This is a genomic window from Rothia sp. 27098_8_29 (assembly GCF_041432785.1).
Taxonomy (GTDB): domain Bacteria; phylum Actinomycetota; class Actinomycetes; order Actinomycetales; family Micrococcaceae; genus Rothia; species Rothia mucilaginosa.
In genome coordinates this window covers 541,153-557,679 of the sequence record NZ_JAPWAI010000001.1, presented here as the reverse complement: position 1 = coordinate 557,679, position 16,527 = coordinate 541,153, and the positions used below count along the sequence as shown (strand labels likewise).

Sequence of the window (16,527 nt, the reverse complement as noted above, 5' to 3'; positions counted from 1 at the left end):
CAAAATTACCGGGGTCGAAGCTGAACGCTACCGGGTTCGTGGAGGTGCAGTTCAGCGGGTCGTGACCCGAGTGGTTGGAGGCACCCGATCCACGCCCCTGTTCAAGGGTGCAGGGTCAAAAGTGTGGAGCGTGGACCGGTGCCGATGTGAATATGTGGTCAGAGAGCTTACTTCTTGGAGGTGCGCAGCAGCAGAGCCGCGGCCAAAACCACCAGGCCAGCCGCCGAGAGCAGCAGGTTATTGGCGTTGTTGACCAGCCACTTGGTCAGACCGGTCAGCTCAGTACCCTCAATGGTCGGGCCCTGTGCCTTGGTGCCAGCGGCGGAGTTCTGAGAGTTCTGCGAGCCCTGTGCGTTCTGCGAGTTCTTCGAACCGGCGGCGGCCTTCACAGCCTTCTTTGCGTTAGCTTCGGTCTTCTGCAGGTTAGATGCCAGGGTCTTCTGCGCGCTCTGAACCTTCGCCTTAGCCTGCACGCGGTTCACGACCGGAGCGGTGCTCTGCGAGAGCGCGGCGAGGGATGCATCCACGTCGGTGGCGCGGGTGCTGATGCGGCCGCCCGCGTTACGCATGGGCACAGGTGCCGTGGAGGTTGCGGTTGCGGGGTTTTCGTTCAACTCTTCGACCAGCTGGTCGGTGGCGTCCTGCTCATCGCGGGAAACGTCCTGACGAGGGGTAACAGCACGTTCCACGGTCATGTCAGCAAAACCGAGCACCGCATTTTCAGCGCCCTGGTTGCCGTTGTGCACAACCACGCGGTAGGTTGCGGCGGGCATGCTCACGCTGGTTTCGTAGCTGAAGCTGCGGTTGCCATCCAGACGCTTCCAGCCGGAGCCGTAGAGGGTCTGCGGGGAGTTACCGAGGTAGGTTGCGGCGTACACCCAGGTGCCCGGTTCAGCGTTCGGCACGGTCACGGTCACGGTGGAGCCGTCACGGCTCACCTGCACGCCATTACCAGCGGTCAGTTCGGAGGCGTTGACCGGCTCGGGTGCGTCACCGGGGGCGTACTCACCGATGGTGAAGGTGGTGTTGATGCCGCCCTGGCTGTTGGCGCCGCCGTAGGTTCCGGATCGGTCGCCCTCACGCAGGCTACCGGTCAGCAGGCGCAGGGTGTGCTCACCGGAGGCGTACTTTGCCGCGTCTTCGTCATTCTTGAAAGCTGCGTTATCGCGGGTGGGCAGGTCAATCCAGGCGTCGATGTGGCCGTTTTCGTCGGGGGTGACGATAGCCCAGATGGTGCGGTTGTCGTTGACCGCGGTGGCGTCGTTACGGGATACCTTGCCGTCGTCAATCTTCAGACCGATAACGGATGCCTTCTTGTCTTCGGGGTTGCACCAGCCGTCACCGGTCAGGTGCAGCTTGCCACCCTGAACCGCCTTGGGGTTCTCGATGGTCAGGCGCGGGGTGAAGGAGTCATCGGCGGGGGCGCAGGTTTTCGAGTCTTCGCTGGGCGCGGGGGTCGGCTCTGCGGTAGGTGCCGGGGTGGGTTCTGCAGTTGCACTGGGCTCAGCGGTAGGTGCGGGGGTGGGTTCTGCAGTTGCGCTAGGGTCAGCGGTAGGCTCGGCAGTCGCAGAAGGCTCTGCAGTTGCACTGGGCTCTGCGGTCGGTGCCGGGCTCGGAGCAGGGTCGCTCAGCGTAATATTCTGCGACACAGATGCACGACGGTCGTAGGTGTTACCGTCCGCATCCGTACCACCCAGGGAGCCGGAAAGCACCTGAATACGGTGGCTGGTACCCTCCACGGTCCAGCCCTTGTTCTTCAGCTGCTCAGCGGTCAGACCGGTGTTTTCGGGGGTCGGCAGGGACACCTCAACCTCAAAAGTGCCGTCCTCCTTGGCGGTTGCCATGAAGTTCGCGGGCGAGTTGCCGCCCTTCTTGGTGATCGGGTTAATCGCCTGGTGCGCTTCATCCGGCAGGGCGTCGAGGAACTTCACGGCGAACACTGCGCCGCGACCGGGTGCGGTGCTGGTAAAGCCGGTGCCGCGCAGCACGAGCTTACCTTCGCGCCACTTCTCGGTGGAGATGGTCACGGCAGCCTTAGCTTCCTGCTGGGTGGCGGCGGGAGTATCCGCGAATGCGAGAGTGGAGCCGGTCAGCGCTGCTCCGGGGGTGATGAGCGCGCCGGCGAGAGCCACGACGGCACCGTAGCGGGCTGCGGTGCGCACGGGTCGAGTTTCGGTCATTGTGGTCCTTGAGGATGGTGTGGTGGGTCGTGCATCCCCTTCCCGCCGCGGTTTTTAGGTCGCGGCGAGAAGGGTGGCGGAAGCTTCAGCGGGTGATTGCTTCACAGGGTATTTAGAACGGGATGTTTAGAGCGGAAGCGCCTTCTTGACGTCTTCGATAATGCCCTCGAGCAGCAGCGGGCCGCCGGTGGAGGTCCACTTGGAGCCGTCCACGAGAATCACGTGGTCGTCCTTGACTGCCTTTAGGTTGGTGAAACCGGAGGTTTCCTTCGCCTTATTCAGTGCTTCTTCAGCGCCCTGCAGACCTGCGGTACCCTGTGCGTTCGGGTTCTTCTGGCTTGCGCCGCCGAGGGTGCCGAGGAACATGTAGTCCGCGTCGATGGTTGCCAGGTTCTCCAGAGAGACCGGTTCGGAGTGGCCCTGGCCGTTGCGGTCCTGCGCCTCGGGGCGCTTGAGGCCCAGGTCGTTGAGTACCTGGCCGGCAGGCAGTTCCTTGAGGATCAGGGCGGGGCCGTTGCCTGCCCAGCGGACGATGGAGAAGGTCTTGTCGCCGTACTTGGGGGCGAGCTGATCCTTCAACGTTGCGGCGTTTGACTCGTATGCCTTGATGACTTCTTCGCCCTTGTCGACCATGTTCATAGCGTTGGCGACGTTGCGGAAGTTGATGCGCCAGTCGCCGCCCGCGTAGCCGCAGTAGACGACGGGAGCGATCTTCTTGAGGGTTTCGAAGGCCTCGGAGCGCTTGTCCACGCCGGTGGAGTCGACCAGAATCAGGTCGGGATCAAGGTTGCCAATCTGCTCGTAGTTGACCTGGGCGACGGTGCCGATAATCTGCACGCCCTTGGCGCGGTCGGCAAGGTAGTTGGGCACGCCGGACTGGCCGCGACCGGAGACGGAACCGACGGGGGTCACGCCGAGGGCGAGCAGGCCGTCGAGGGTGGGTTCGGAGAGGACGATAACCTTCTGCGGGTTGGCGGGAACTTCTACGTTCTCGTCGTCAATGTCCTTGATGGTGCGGGTGCCGCTGTTGCCGCCGGAGGTGGAACCGCCGGAAGTGGTGGTCGTGGTGGTCTCGCTGCTGCATGCCGCGAGGGCGAGAGCAGCCGAGGAAGCGAGCGCCAGGCCGAAGAATGCGCGGCGGTTAACGCCCGATGCGCCCTGGTTTTCGGCGTCGGTCAGCTCGGTTCGGTTGAAAGACATAATTCCCCCTATAAATGACTAAACTATACCTAACCTTACAGATATCTGAGTGTTACATCAAGGCGGGTTCAGCTTGGCTTCTCTGACCGTCAGGATGCCCGGTTTTACCGCGGAATTGCGCGGGTTAACATATTTCACGTTTTGTCATAGTCTTGCTGACACTATGTCATTTAAAAGGGTGGTCCTCCCCACCCTACACCCGCTTGACGGTAACTTCGCCTACGCACCCAAGCGCATACAAAACGCCCCGCCGCGAAGAGCCGCGACGGGATGCAGTCTTCACAACGGGGCGTATGAGGTTTTATGGGCGCGGGGGTGTCATCGATGCGGGGCGCCGTTACAAGCAAGCACCGTTACCAGCGTGCACCGTTACCAGCGTGCACCGCTAGTGGCCGCAACCGCATCCGGTGCCGGAACGCTTGACCGATGCAGCCGCCGCACGCAGGGAGGCAATTGCCGCCTCCGGACCGCCGAGCGCCTCGTCCACACCGTAGACCGAGCTACCGGCAACGAAGCAGGTTGCGCCCGCCTCCGCAGCACGCAGGATGGTCTCTTCGGTGATGCCGCCGTCCACCTGCACGGTCACCGGCAGGTTCGCGCCCTCAATCGCCTTGGCGGCGCGGGCGATCTTCGGCAGGGTCACGTCCAGGAATGCCTGGCCGCCGAAGCCGGGTTCCACGGTCATGATCAGCAGCATGTCCAGTTCGCCGAGCATGTCCAGGTAGGGCTCCACGGCGGTTGCCGGGCGCAGCGCCATACCCGCCTTCGCGCCCTCAGCACGCAGGGTGCGCGCCAGCTTGATGGGGGCGATAGCCGCCTCCGCGTGGAAGGTCACCGATTCGCAGCCCATGCTGGCGTATTCGGGTGCCCAACGGTCGGCGTCCTCAATCATCAGGTGCACGTCGAACGGCACCGGGGAGATTTCGCGCAGACGCTTGACCACGGGCGGGCCCCAGGTGAGGTTGGGGACGAAGTGGTTGTCCATCACGTCAATATGCGCGGCGTCTGCGATGGAAATGCGCTCCAGCTCGCGCTGCAGGTTCGCGAAATCCGCCGAGAGAATCGACGGGTTAATGGCAATACCCATGGGGTTCCTTTCAAGTCCGTGCCGTATGGCGGATGATGCTAGGCGGTGAAGCGGCTAGTTCTTACGCAGTAGGGCGAGGAACATTGCGTCGGTTCCGTGCACGTGCGGCCACAGCTGTGCGGTGGTCGGGTTCTCCGAAGCCTTCAGGACCGGCGCACCCTTCTTGACCTTAATCTCGGGGGTGTGGCCGGGATCCTTCTCCCCCGCCAGCACGCTCACGGGTTCGCCGTTCGCGCCTTCGGTGTGCAGGGCGACTTCGCGCAGTGCGGCGGCGGAGTCGAGCAGGCTGACCGCGCCGCTTTCGAGCACCTCGGCAACAATGTTCTGGGTTTCTGCCGCGTGCGGGGAGCAGGTCACGTAGGCGATGACGCCGCCGGGGCGGGTCGCCTCAATGGCTGCGTCCAGGAGCTGACGCTGCAGGGGCAGTAGCTCCGCGATGTCGCGCGGGGACTTGCGCCAACGCGCCTCGGGGCGGCGGCGCAGGGCACCCAGACCGGAGCAGGGAACATCCACCATGACGCGGTCGAAAAGCTGACCGGGCTCAATGGAACCGGGCAGGTCGGAGGCGTTCTTGCGCAGGGTCTCGCGGATTTGGCGGCCGTCGCCGGTGAGTACCGTGTAGCTGTCCTCGGGCAGGGGGCGCATGGAGGATTCCACGAGCTGCGCGCGGTGCGGTGCCGCCTCGTTGGCGACCAGGGATGCGCCGCGCTGAATACCGAGCGCGCCGAGGAGCGCCGCCTTACCGCCGGGGCCTGCGCACAGGTCGAGCCATGCGGTGTCGGTGCCGTCCAGGGGTGCTGCGGCGAGCGCGCGTGCCACCAGCTGGGAGCCGGCATCCTGCGCACGGACGGTACCTTCACGTACGGATTCCAGGCGCGCCAAGTCACCGGAGGCGTACAGCGCCGAACCTTCAACCAGCTCGCCGTCGACGGCGCCCTGTTCGCGTGCCTCCTCGAGGCTACCCAGGCCGGGCAACGCAACCAGGTTCACCACGGGGGCGAGGTTGTCCGCTTCGAGCAGCTGCTCAATTTCGGAGACGGGGCGGCCGTGCGCGACGAGTGCCTGGCGCATGGAACGCACAATCCAGCCGGGGTGCGAGGCGAGCAGCGCCATGCGCTCGGTGTCGTCCTTCGCGTCCTCAATGATGAGTTCGTACCACTCTTCGGGGGTGCGCTCGGAGACGCGGCGTAGCACCGCGTTGATGAAGCTTGCCGGGCCCGCGCCGATCTTTTCGCGTGCCAGGGACACGCTCTGGTTCAGTGCCGCGTGGGCGGGAACGCGCATGTTCAGCAGCTGGTGCACGCCCATGCGCAGCACGATCAGGGTGGTGGTGCCGACCTTCTCGATGGGGCGGTCTACGCAGCGGCTGAGGATTGCGTCGTAGGTGCCCTGGTGGCGCAGCGTGCCGTAGGTCAGCTCGGTTGCGAAGCCTGCGTCGCGGTGGTCGAGGCGGTGGCTACGAATCGCCTTGGGCAGCACGAGGTTCGCGTAGGCGTCGGATTCCGCCACGGAGCGCAGTACGTCGAAGACGGTTGCGCGGGCGGTGTCTGCGGTACGCGAGCGTGCGGAGGGTGCCGCCGCGGAGAATTCGCGGGCGGACATGGAGCGGCGGTTGCGTTCGTGGCCGCTCTTATTGCGCTGGGAGGTGCCGCCGCCACCGCGTTTAGTGTCGTCGTGCTCGGTCTTGGCGCGGCGTGCGGCGCGTTCGACGCTGGTCAGGCCGTCAAAACGGCGGCCGGTGCGCGATTCGCTGCGGGAGTTGTCGTCCCACTTCTGCGGGCGGCCCTGCGAGCTTTGATTCTGCGAGCGCTGGTTCTGAGCGCGCTGGGAATTCTGGGACTGCTGGCGGTTCTGCTCGCTCACACCAGAACTCGAGCCGTTGCCAGCGCCGGAGCGGCGACGACGCTTACGCTTCGCACCGCCCTCACCCTGACCGCCGCCCTGATTGAACTTACCCTGACCGCTACCCTGGCTGAACTTGCCGTTGCCGGGCTTGCCATTGCCAGCGTGACCGGGCTTGCCGTGTCCTCCCTTGTAGGGGCGCTTTTCGTTGCTCATGCGAGTACCACCAGGCCTTCCGCCATGTCCTTGCCAGCGCCGCGAGCCCACGCGGGCGCATCCATCATTTTCTTGCCGGCAGGCTGAACCTGCAGCAGCATCAGGGGTTCGGTACCGGTGCCGACCAGTACCTTCTTTGCGTGCAGACGCACCGCACCGGGTGCGAGGGGGCCGCCGTTTGCCTCGGTCAGGGACTGCACCAGGCGCTCGTCGGCTACCGCCAGGCCGCCAATCTTGAAGCGGTTTTCGCCCAGTTCGCACCATGCGCCGGGTTCGGGGGTCACGCCGCGGAAACGTGCCAGGATCTGTTCGGCGGGTTCGGTCCAGGTGAGGCGGCCGTCGGCAATGCTCATCTTGGAGGCGTAGCTGACCGATTCGTCCTCGACCTGCACGGTGCCGTTCTCGCCCGCTTCGAGGCGTTCGAAGGTGCGTTCAAGCAGTGCGCCGCCGCTGGTTGCGAGGCGCATCAGCACGGTGCCTGCGGTGTCGTCGGCGGCTACGGGGGTGGATTCCTGTTCGAAGGTGGGGCCGGTGTCCAGGCCTTCTTCGAGCAGGAAGGTGGTGGAGAAAATTTCCTGCTCACCGGCGATGAGAGCGCGCTGCACGGGGGCGGCGCCGCGCCATGCGGGCAGCTTGGAGAAGTGCAGGTTGACCCAGCCGTAGCGCAGGGATTCGAGCGCGGGCAGCGGCAGCAGGGCGCCGTAGGCGACCACGGCGGCTGCGTCAGCGTTCAGCTCAGCGATGGCTGCGGCGGCTTCGTCGTTCCAGCGGTTTGCCTTCACGATGGGCAGGCCGAGCTCTTCGGCGCGCTGCGCGACCGGGGAGGGGGTGAGCACGCGCTTGCGGCCCACGGGGGCGTCTTCGCGGGTGAGCACGCCGACCACGCGAACCTTATCGGAGTTCGCCAGGTAGTCGAGCGGGGGCACGGCAACGTCGGGGGTGCCTGCGTAAATGATGTTGAGCATGTGAGCCTACTTTCCGAAGCTACCGAAGGAGGAACCGGCAGAACCGGCACCGAACGCACCGCCGCCGCCGAAGGCACCGCCCACGCGGGTTGCACGCTCGGTCACGGTCTTCGCGGCGACATTGTTGTAGTCTGCTGCGCGCAGGGCACGCATCACGCGCTGGCGGTCTTCACCCACGAGACGGTCGATGAACAGCTTGCCGTGCAGGTGGTCGGTTTCGTGCTGTAGCATGCGCGCGAACAGGCCCTCACCCTCCAGCACGAGGGGTTCGCCGTGGCGGTCCACGCCGGTCACGCGCGCCCAGTTCTTGCGCGGGGTCGCGGACTTCTGACCGGGCACGGACAGGCAGCCTTCGCCGCCTTCCTGGTCTTCTTCGCCGACTTCGAGCACGGGGTTGATGATGTAGCCTTCGCGGTCGTCAATGCCGCCGAAGGTGAAGATCTGTTTGGAGATACCAACCTGCGGGCCGGCAAGGCCCACGCCGCCCACGTCGTACATGGTTTCTAGCATGTCGTCGATGAGTCGTGCCAGGTCGTCGTCGAAGACGGTGATGGGGTCGCAGACGCTGCGCAGCACCGGGTCGCCTACGGTGCGGATGCTCAGGATGGTCATGGTCCTCCTTTGCCGGCGGTGTGCCGGGAATGTGCTTACGGATTTCAATATGGCGGCAGAACTGCGCTGGTAGAACCTCGCGGGTGAAACTGCGCTGGCGGTTTTCTCAGTAGCGGGTTCTTCACAGCGGGCGCATTCTTCACAGCAGGTGCGCCGTTCTGCCTATTGTTCTATTGTCGCCGATTCAGTAGCGCGAATCTAGAACGAATCGAGGCGCTGGGGGTGGAGGCGGTAGGGTGAGGGCTGAGCTTCACCTCCCAGCGCTCATCTCCTCGGGGGTTTGATCCTCTCCCCTATGCCCGCTACTCCCCTATGCCGCGGGCGGGGGTACTACGGGCATGAGCGCAGGGTCTTCAAATTCTTGGACCTGGCGGTCGAATTCCCAGACGCGGCGCAGGGCGCAGAACTTGTACCAGTTACGTTCGAGCACGGCGGGGTTTGCCTGCTGCGGCAGCACCTGCGTTTCGCCGAGGGCTACGCCCATGAGGACGGGCGCGTCACCGTATTTCCAGGGTTCCCAGGTGCCTTCGTCGGGGTCGACGATGGATTCTTCGGCTTTGAGTCCGGCGACGAGCTGCATGACGACTTTTTCGTCGAGTGCTTTGACGCGGCCGCGTTTGTCGGTGCCTTTGGTTTTGTAGTCGATGATGCAGGTTCGTCCTGCGATTTCTGCGACGAGGTCGAGGGTTCCCGCGTAGCCGACGGTGTCGTTCCAGATGGTGACTTCGGCGGCGAGGGGGCGGGGCTTGAAGGCTTCCCACCATTCGTCGAAGCGGTCGGCGTAGGCTTGTTCGCCGTTGATGATGAGCTGTTCGCGGTTTTCGTCGAGGTTGTGTTCGCGGCCCATGGCGCGTAGGGCGACGGCTTCAGCATAGTTGTGGACGCGGTCGCCTCGGGCGGCAGCTGCGTCGCGGTATCGTTCGGAGGCGCTGGCTGCGTCGCGGATAATGGCGAATTTGAGGCCGTGGGATCCGGTGGCGCGGTAGGCGCGCTGGTCTTCGAGGGCGGCTTTGGCGGCCATGTACCCGTGCCAGCCGCTGAGGTCGTTGGCGTGCTGCCCGATGACGGTGGTGATGGAGGGGACGAGGGGTTCTCCTCCGCGGACGCGCGCGTACATGCGTCCGTAGTCGGTGGCTGCGGCGAGTTCGGGTGTTGTCACGGGGTACCTCATTCTCGGGTGGTTGTGTCCGCGGCTGGGTTTGTACTGCTTGCGGGCACAAATACCGGTGGGCATAATAAAACCCCCGTTCCTTGAAACGGGGGTTATTGGTGCGTGATACTGGGTTCGAACCAGTGACCTCTTCGGTGTGAACGAAGCGCGCTACCACTGCGCCAATCACGCTTACGGATAAGACTATACCGAGGCTTAGCGTGAAGGTCAAATTTTGCGCTCCCCTTTTTTTCTTCCCGTTCCCTTCCCGGTGAGTATGCGGCGGCACCATGGAATCTAAAAGATCATCCCACCAGAGGTGACTGCAGGTTCAGTAATGACTTATGGACTCTGGTCATGAGGTACGGACTTTGGGGCTGGGTTAGCGTCTTGAGGGATAGCTTTTAACCATGGCTGAAGTCGCTAAGTCATGACCGAATCTCAGTCCGGTTTCACTGGATAAACAAAAAAGCCTGGCTTCCGAAGAAACCAGGCTTTTTTCCTAGTGGTGACCCCAACCGGATTTGAACCGGTGTTGCCGCCGTGAGAGGGCGGAGTACTAGGCCGCTATACGATGGGGCCGCAACCTCCGTGAGGAGGTTAGCTGGGATACCAGGACTCGAACCTAGAACAAAGGAACCAGAAACCTTCGTGTTGCCAATTACACCATATCCCATTACTCTATTGAGTTACCGTTCCGCTTTTCGCCTTTCGGCTTTTCACCGGAACGAGTAATAACTATACGGGTCTTTCTGGAGGCGTGCAAGCCGAAATCTGGAGAGCCGCCTCACATTCACGGTTTTATGCCCGCTACTTCCGCGTGTTTCCGGGGTTTTTGAGGTTAAAAAGTTTTTTAAATTTCTTCAAAAAGAGGGTTCTGGGGCCGATTTTCACCCTTCAAAGCGTCTTCAAGGGGGCTCAGAACAGTTTTACCCCCTCCCCTGCATGCTTTGTGTCCCAAAATTTTTTGAAGATTTTTTCCTGCACTGCCTCCCGATAGCCAGATGACCGGGCAGTCAGGTAACCAGATAGCCAAAGCACCCCGGTAGCCAACCCACCCAAGCAACACCTCGGGAAAGATCACAGGACCCCCACCCCTCCAAAAACTAAAACTCCCGGAGACGGCAAAAACCCGGAGGTAATAAAAACCGGAGACAACGAAAAAGCCCCGAGGCGAACCTCGGGGCTTAAGTGGAGCGGTTGACGAGACTTGAACTCGCGACATCCACCTTGGCAAGGTGGTGCTCTACCAACTGAGCTACAACCGCATGTTTTCGCTTTGAACTTTTCAGTTCGTCGCAACAACAGGTACTACTATACGAGCCTTTGCCGGGGTGCGCAAACCAAATTCTTGCCACACTCCCCAAAATGGAGGCAGATTCACCCCAATAAAACATACTGACTAGTAGTTTTACAGGAAACACCCATCACAAAAAATATTCTCAAATTTATGAAAAATCCCCTTATCCACCGGGTTTCCTTCAGACCTTTCGGTCGTCAGATTCCCGCTGGATAAGGGGATTCTCTAGAGCTTAGTCGCTGCTGCCGCCGGAGTCGCCTCCACCGGAGTCGCCGCCGCCAGAGTAGTCGGAGCTACTGTAGCTGCTGTAGTCCGAACTGCTGGAGCTGCTGGAGCTTCCGGCGTCGAAGTCGCCCGCGTCCGGGTCGGGTCCCGGGTCCACGAAGTCGTCTTCGTCGTCCTCTTCACGCGAAGAGTCCGAGGTGTCTACGCCGTCAGACGAACTGCTGACGTCGCCGCCGCGGGCGTGCCGTGCCTGAGCTTCTTGAGCGTTCAGGGCGGCGCGCGCCTCGAAGTAGGCAGTCACGTATCCGAAGGCTGCCGCAACGACAACAGCGACCACCATCAAGACGGACTTGTCCATGTTGGCGATGTACAGAATCAGCCAGATAATGCAGGCGTTGGTGAGCGCCATGATGGAGCCCTTCAGCAGCGCCTTCCCCATGATTGACTGTTTCATAGTTAGCTCAGTTCAGCGGCAAGCTTGCGCAGACGTGCGAGGGAGGATTCCTTGCCCAGGATTTCCATGGATTCGAACAAGGGCGGGGAGATACGCTCACCGGACACTGCGATGCGCACGGGGCCGAATGCGAGGCGCGGCTTGATTTCCAGGCCGTCGACGATTGCGGCGCGCAGGGCTGCCTCAATGCTGGCTGCGGTGAAGTCCTCGAGGGGCTCCAGAGCTTCGATTGCGGCGGCGAGGACCTGCGGTGCGGATTCCTTGAGCTGCTTGCGTGCGTCGTCAGCCACGGTAATCTCGTCGTCGCTCTTGAAGAGGAATGCGAGCAGGCCGGGTGCTTCGCCGAGCAGCTGCATGCGCTCCTGGACGAGGGGTGCAGCTTCGGTGAGGACCTGCTCTTCACGCTCGGTGAGGGTCTCGCCGAGTACGCCTGCAGCCTGCAGGTACGGGATGAGGCGGTCGCGGAAGTCCTTGGGGTCGAGCGCACGGATGTGGTCGCCGTTGATGGACTCTGCCTTCTTCACGTCGAAGCGTGCGGGGTTGGCGACAACGTCGTGTACGTCGAAGTGCTCGACGAGCTCGTCGATGCTGAAGACGTCCTGGTCTGCGGAGAGGGACCAGCCCAGCAGGGACAGGTAGTTCAGCAGACCTTCCTTGATGAAGCCGGAGTCGCGCAGCAGGAAGAGGTTCGACTCGGGGTCGCGCTTGGAGAGCTTCTTGTTGCCCTGGCCCATGACGTAGGGCAGGTGGCCGAATTCGGGAATGAAGCTGGTCACGCCGGTGTCGATGAGCGCGCGGTAGAGCGCGATCTGACGCGGGGTGGAGGAGAGCAGGTCCTCGCCGCGCAGCACGTGGGTGATGCCCATGAGTGCGTCGTCGACGGGGTTCACGAAGGTGTACAGCGGGTCGCCGTTGGAGCGGACGACCACGTAGTCGGGTACGGTGCCTGCCTTGAAGGTGATTTCACCGCGAACGAGGTCGTTGAAGGTGATGTCCTCGTCGGGCATGCGCAGGCGCCACACGGGCTGGCGGCCTTCTGCGCGGTAGGCTTCCTTCTGCTCTTCGGTGAGGTTGCGGTCGTAGTTGTCGTAGCCGAGCTGCGGGTCCTGACCGGCTGCCTTGCGGCGTTCCTTCACCTCGTCGGGGGTGGAGAAGTCTTCGTACACGTAGCCGCCCTCAACGAGCTTTTCGAAGATCTCGTTGTAGATGCCGGCGGTCTTACGCTCGGACTGGCGGTAGGGCTCGTGCGGGCCGCCAACGCCCACGCCTTCGTCCCAGTTGATGCCGAGCCAGTGCAGGGATTCGAGCACCTGGTTGAACGACTCTTCGGAGTCGCGTGCGGCGTCGGTGTCCTCGATGCGGAAGATCAGCTTGCCGCCGGTGTGGCGTGCGTACGCCCAGTTGAAGAGGGCGGTGCGGACCATGCCCACGTGCGGGGTGCCGGTGGGCGAGGGGCAGAAGCGGACGCGGGTGTCTGCGGGGCTGTTGAGTACGGGACCGTGGTATTCGGTCATGATGTCTCCTTGACGGTGTGTTTCAGGATGTACGTTACGTTTTTGGGGGCGGGCTGCTTAGTCGCGCACGCGGGTGACGAGGGAGCCGATGCCTTCGACTTCGACCTCTACTTCGTTGCCGTCGCGCAGTACGCTGATGCCGGCGGGGGTGCCGGTGAGCAGTACGTCGCCGGGCAGCAGGGTGAAGATTTCGGAGGCTGCGGCAACCTGCTCGGCTACGGAGTAGTGCATTTCGGAGGTGTTGCCTTCCTGCACGACGTCGCCGTCAACCCAGGTGGTGATGTTCAGCGAGTCGGTGTCCAGGTCGGTTTCGATCCAGGGGCCGAGCGGGGTGGAGCCGTCGAAGCCCTTCGCGCGGGTCCACTGGCGGTCTTCGAGCAGGTCGCGGGCGGTGAGGTCATTGGCTACGGTGTAGCCGAAGATGACTTCGTGCACGCGCTCAAGAGGCACGGACTTGGCGATACGACCGATAATGACGGCGAGTTCACCTTCTGCGCTGACGGCTTCGGAGTACTCGGGCAGGGTCACGGGGTCGCCGGGGCCAATCACGGTGGTGTTGGGCTTGAGGAAGAACTGCGGGGAGGCGGGCGCCTCGGTTCCAGCCCAGTTTGCGATCGCTCCAATCACCTTGGAGCGGGGAATAATCGGGGCGAGCAGACGCACCTGATCGATGGGGTAGGTCGTGCCGGTCGGTTCGACGCCCGAGTAGAAGGGGTCGCCGGCGAGTACGCGCAGGGTTTCTTCGCCTGCGTCGCCTTCTACCAGCCCGAAGTGGAGCTCATTATTTACGGTAAATCGTGCAATACGCATACTTTCTAGGGTACCAGCCTTCGAGGGCGCGGGCGGCGGGCGGAATTGGCAAGGCAGGTTTTAGCGGGCACAGCGAATCCCCGCGGGGTTCAACGCTATTAGGTTCGGCGGGGTGCGCCTCCCCTCCCCTACAGCATTTACCGGACACAGCGAATCCCCGCGGGTGTGCGTTCCGGGTGGGAGCGCATCCTGCGGGGATTTCGCGGGTTACGTTAGATTCACGTTTTAGATGAGGCGGGTCATCCAGCCGTGGCGGTCCTCAACGGTGCCCAGCTGAATGCCGACGAGCTCTTCGCGCAGGCTCTTAGAGATTTCGCCGAAGTGCTCGGTGGGTGCCGGGATTTCGAAGTCTTCTGCCTTGAGCTTGCCGATGGGGGCGACCACTGCTGCGGTGCCGCAGGCGAAGATTTCGGTGATGTCGCCGTTTGCCACGCCTTCACGCCACTCGGTGAGGGTGATAGCGCGCTCCTCCACGGTCATGCCGCGGTCCTTGGCGAGCTGAATCAGCGAGGAGCGGGTCACGCCCTCCAGGATGGTGCCGGTCAGTTCGGGGGTGACGATCTTGTTTTCCTTGCCGAAGATGAAGAACACGTTCATGCCGCCGAGCTCTTCGATGGCGTCGCCGCGGTGCGGATCCTTGAAGATGACCTGCTTGCAGCCGTGCTTTTCACCTTCGGTCTGGGCGATCATGGATGCTGCGTAGTTACCGCCGCACTTTGCCGCACCGGTACCGCCTTCGCCTGCGCGGGCGTAAGTGGTGGAGAGCCAGATGTCCACGGGTTCGGGGGTGCCGAAGTAGTTACCTGCGGGCGAGCCGATCACGTGGTACTGCACGTGCTTTGCGGGGCGCACGCCGAGGTACGCTTCGGTTGCGATCATGAAGGGGCGGAAGTAGAAGGCTTCACCGTCGCCGGTGGGTACCCACTGCTCGTCCATCTTCACGAGTTCGCGCAGGGATTCAATGAAGGTCTCGGCGGGCAGTTCAGGCAGGGACAGGCGGCGTGCGGAGTTCGCGAAGCGTGCCGCGTTCTTTTCGGGGCGGAAGGTCCACACGGAGCCGTCGGCGTGGCGGTAGCCCTTGATGCCTTCGAAGATTTCCTGGCCGTAGTGGAACACGGATGCTGCGGGGTCGAGGACGAGCGGGCCGTAGGGGTGAACTCGTGCGTCGTACCAGGTGCCGCCGGTCTTGTAGTCGCCTTCCCAGTCGATGGTGACCATGTGGTCGCTGAAGTAGTCACCGAAGCCGGGGTTTGCAAGGATTTCGGCGCGGCGTTCGGCGGTGGCGGGTGACTGGTTTGCTTCGTGGCTGAATTCGGTTGCCATCGTTCTGCGTTCCTCTTCGTCTAGTTGCCTCTGTGGGCGTTCTTTGAGTGGCGGTTCTCGCGGCGGGGCGAGGGACCGGTGTGTGCCGCCGGGCGCGTTGTCGTGCGGGGCAGATGGTGCATCTAGCGGTCTGTGCTAGTTGGATGCATCAAAGCTAGTGGTGGATGGTGTCCACCGCCGAGGTGCCGGGCGGGTGTGCCTGACCTGTTTAGAGTACCGGAAAGATGCGTTTGCCGCATGCGCACCTTTTCTCCCATTCAGGATGTGAACAGGTGAAGCCCGGAAGGTGTGTTCCTTCCGGGCTTCACTAGCGTAGTTCACGTTTTAGCCGAGCCAGTTTTAGCCGGGCAAGTATTAACCGAGGCGTGCGAGCACGTCCGCGCCAACCTGATCGGTTCCGCGCACGGTGGCGCCGTTTTCGCGCATATCTGCTTCGACGGCGTCCTCAATGCGGGCTGCGGCTGCATCGTGGCCGAGGTGGCGCAGCAGCATGGCACCAGCGAGGATTGCGGCGGTGGGGTTTGCCTTGTTCTGGCGGGCGATGTCCGGTGCGGAGCCGTGAACGGGCTCGAACATGGAGGGGAACTCGCCGACGGCGTTGATGTTGCCGCTTGCCGCGTAGCCGATACCGCCGGTCACTGCACCTGCGAGGTCGGTGATGATGTCGCCGAAGAGGTTGTCGGTGACGATCACGTCGAAGCGGGCGGGGTCGGTGACCATGAAGATGGTGGTCGCGTCAATGTGCAGGTAGTCGGTCTCAACCTCGGGGAATTCAGCCGCGATTTCGGTGAAGTAGCGATTGTAGAGGCGACCTGCGTGGGTGAGCACGTTGGTCTTGTGCACGAGGGTGACCTTCTTGCGGCGGGTGGACGCCAGCTCGAAGGCGTAGCGTACCAGGCGCTCCACGCCGTGCGCGGTGTTGAGGGAGACTTCGGTGGCGATTTCGTGCGGGGTGCCCTGGCGAATCACGCCGCCGTTGCCGATGTAGGGGCCTTCGGTGCCTTCACGCACGACGACGAAGTCGATGTTGCCGGGGTTGGCAAGCGGGGAAACTGCGCCGGGGTACAGGCGGGAGGGGCGCAGGTTGATGTAGTGGTCGAAGGCGAAGCGCAGCTTCAGGAGCATTTCGCGTTCGATGAGGCCGGAGGGAATCTTGCCGCTGCGCGGGTCTGCACCGATGGCGCCGAAGAGGATCGCGTCGTGCTGCTTGAGGGCGTCCATGGTGGAGTCGGGCAGGGTTTCACCGGTTTCCAGCCAGTGCTCGGCGCCGAGCTTGTAGTGGGTGGGGGTTACGGTGATGTTTTCGAGCTCGCAGGCGCGGGTGAGGATGCGCTGGGCTTCGGTAATGATTTCGGGGCCGATGCCGTCGCCGGGGATGACGGCGAGGTCGATGCTACGTGCTTCAGTCATGCCTCTACCGTAATACGCGCCGCGGGTGGGCGGTAGAGTGTGCGGGCGGGTTCTCAGACTCTGGGCTAGACGGGCTCTGGGCTACCCCCCCCCCAGTCTCTGCCCGGCAGCGCCTTGACCCAGACCCGCCTCCTGAAGTCTGGGGTTCTGGATTCTGTGGTGTTCAGCCTCTACCGGTTAAAACAATATTCCCCGGCTGAATTATCAGCCGGGGAATATCGTTACGAGTTCTCACTCAG

12 protein-coding genes and 4 tRNA genes are annotated in these 16,527 nt (G+C 63.0%); all 16 read right to left on the bottom strand.

Annotation, left to right across the window (positions count from 1 at the left end; translation table 11 throughout):
* Positions 1-167: 167 nt before the first annotated feature.
* Positions 168-2,180 carry a peptidase gene (locus tag O3649_RS02265; RefSeq protein WP_304269918.1) on the bottom strand — a complete coding sequence of 671 codons (2,013 nt, stop codon included), beginning with the start codon at positions 2,178-2,180 and terminating at the stop codon, positions 168-170.
* A 126-nt stretch (positions 2,181-2,306) separates the two neighbouring features.
* A complete protein-coding gene (locus O3649_RS02260; RefSeq protein WP_371572567.1) occupies positions 2,307-3,380 on the bottom strand; it encodes an ABC transporter substrate-binding protein in 1,074 nt (357 codons plus the stop codon).
* Positions 3,381-3,765: 385 nt separating this feature from the next.
* Positions 3,766-4,467 (bottom strand): ribulose-phosphate 3-epimerase, encoded by a 702-nt coding sequence (gene rpe / locus O3649_RS02255; RefSeq protein WP_371572565.1) that lies wholly within the window; start codon positions 4,465-4,467, stop codon positions 3,766-3,768.
* Between the two features lie 54 nt (positions 4,468-4,521).
* Positions 4,522-6,525, bottom strand: a complete 2,004-nt coding sequence (locus O3649_RS02250; protein ID WP_371572563.1) for an RsmB/NOP family class I SAM-dependent RNA methyltransferase — start codon at positions 6,523-6,525, stop codon at positions 4,522-4,524.
* Complete coding sequence (fmt, locus tag O3649_RS02245; RefSeq protein ID WP_049327739.1) at positions 6,522-7,490, bottom strand: methionyl-tRNA formyltransferase; 969 nt, start codon at positions 7,488-7,490, stop codon at positions 6,522-6,524. The genes O3649_RS02250 and fmt overlap by 4 nt, the downstream gene beginning before the upstream one ends.
* A gap of 6 nt (positions 7,491-7,496) precedes the next feature.
* Positions 7,497-8,102, bottom strand: coding sequence for a peptide deformylase (gene def, locus O3649_RS02240; RefSeq protein ID WP_049337906.1), 606 nt, complete (start codon positions 8,100-8,102; stop codon positions 7,497-7,499).
* A 310-nt stretch (positions 8,103-8,412) separates the two neighbouring features.
* A complete protein-coding gene (locus O3649_RS02235) occupies positions 8,413-9,261 on the bottom strand; it encodes a PD-(D/E)XK nuclease family protein (protein WP_294632903.1) in 849 nt (282 codons plus the stop codon).
* 108 nt (positions 9,262-9,369) lie between these two features.
* Positions 9,370-9,444, bottom strand: a tRNA-Val gene (locus O3649_RS02230).
* Between the two features lie 314 nt (positions 9,445-9,758).
* Positions 9,759-9,834 (bottom strand) — tRNA-Glu (locus O3649_RS02225).
* A gap of 22 nt (positions 9,835-9,856) precedes the next feature.
* Positions 9,857-9,928: transfer RNA gene (locus O3649_RS02220), tRNA-Gln, on the bottom strand.
* A gap of 516 nt (positions 9,929-10,444) precedes the next feature.
* Positions 10,445-10,520, bottom strand: a tRNA-Gly gene (locus O3649_RS02215).
* Between the two features lie 264 nt (positions 10,521-10,784).
* On the bottom strand, positions 10,785-11,231 hold the full coding sequence (locus O3649_RS02210) for a hypothetical protein (RefSeq protein WP_371572560.1): 447 nt from the start codon (positions 11,229-11,231) through the stop codon (positions 10,785-10,787).
* A gap of 2 nt (positions 11,232-11,233) precedes the next feature.
* Entirely contained in the window at positions 11,234-12,745 is a 1,512-nt protein-coding gene (gltX, locus tag O3649_RS02205; protein ID WP_371572558.1) for a glutamate--tRNA ligase, read from the bottom strand.
* Positions 12,746-12,802: 57 nt separating this feature from the next.
* Complete coding sequence (locus O3649_RS02200; RefSeq protein WP_070629415.1) at positions 12,803-13,555, bottom strand: fumarylacetoacetate hydrolase family protein; 753 nt, start codon at positions 13,553-13,555, stop codon at positions 12,803-12,805.
* A gap of 225 nt (positions 13,556-13,780) precedes the next feature.
* On the bottom strand, positions 13,781-14,878 hold the full coding sequence (locus O3649_RS02195) for a branched-chain amino acid aminotransferase (RefSeq protein ID WP_371572556.1): 1,098 nt from the start codon (positions 14,876-14,878) through the stop codon (positions 13,781-13,783).
* Between the two features lie 354 nt (positions 14,879-15,232).
* A complete protein-coding gene (locus O3649_RS02190) occupies positions 15,233-16,288 on the bottom strand; it encodes a 3-isopropylmalate dehydrogenase (protein ID WP_005507402.1) in 1,056 nt (351 codons plus the stop codon).
* Positions 16,289-16,527 lie beyond the last annotated feature (239 nt).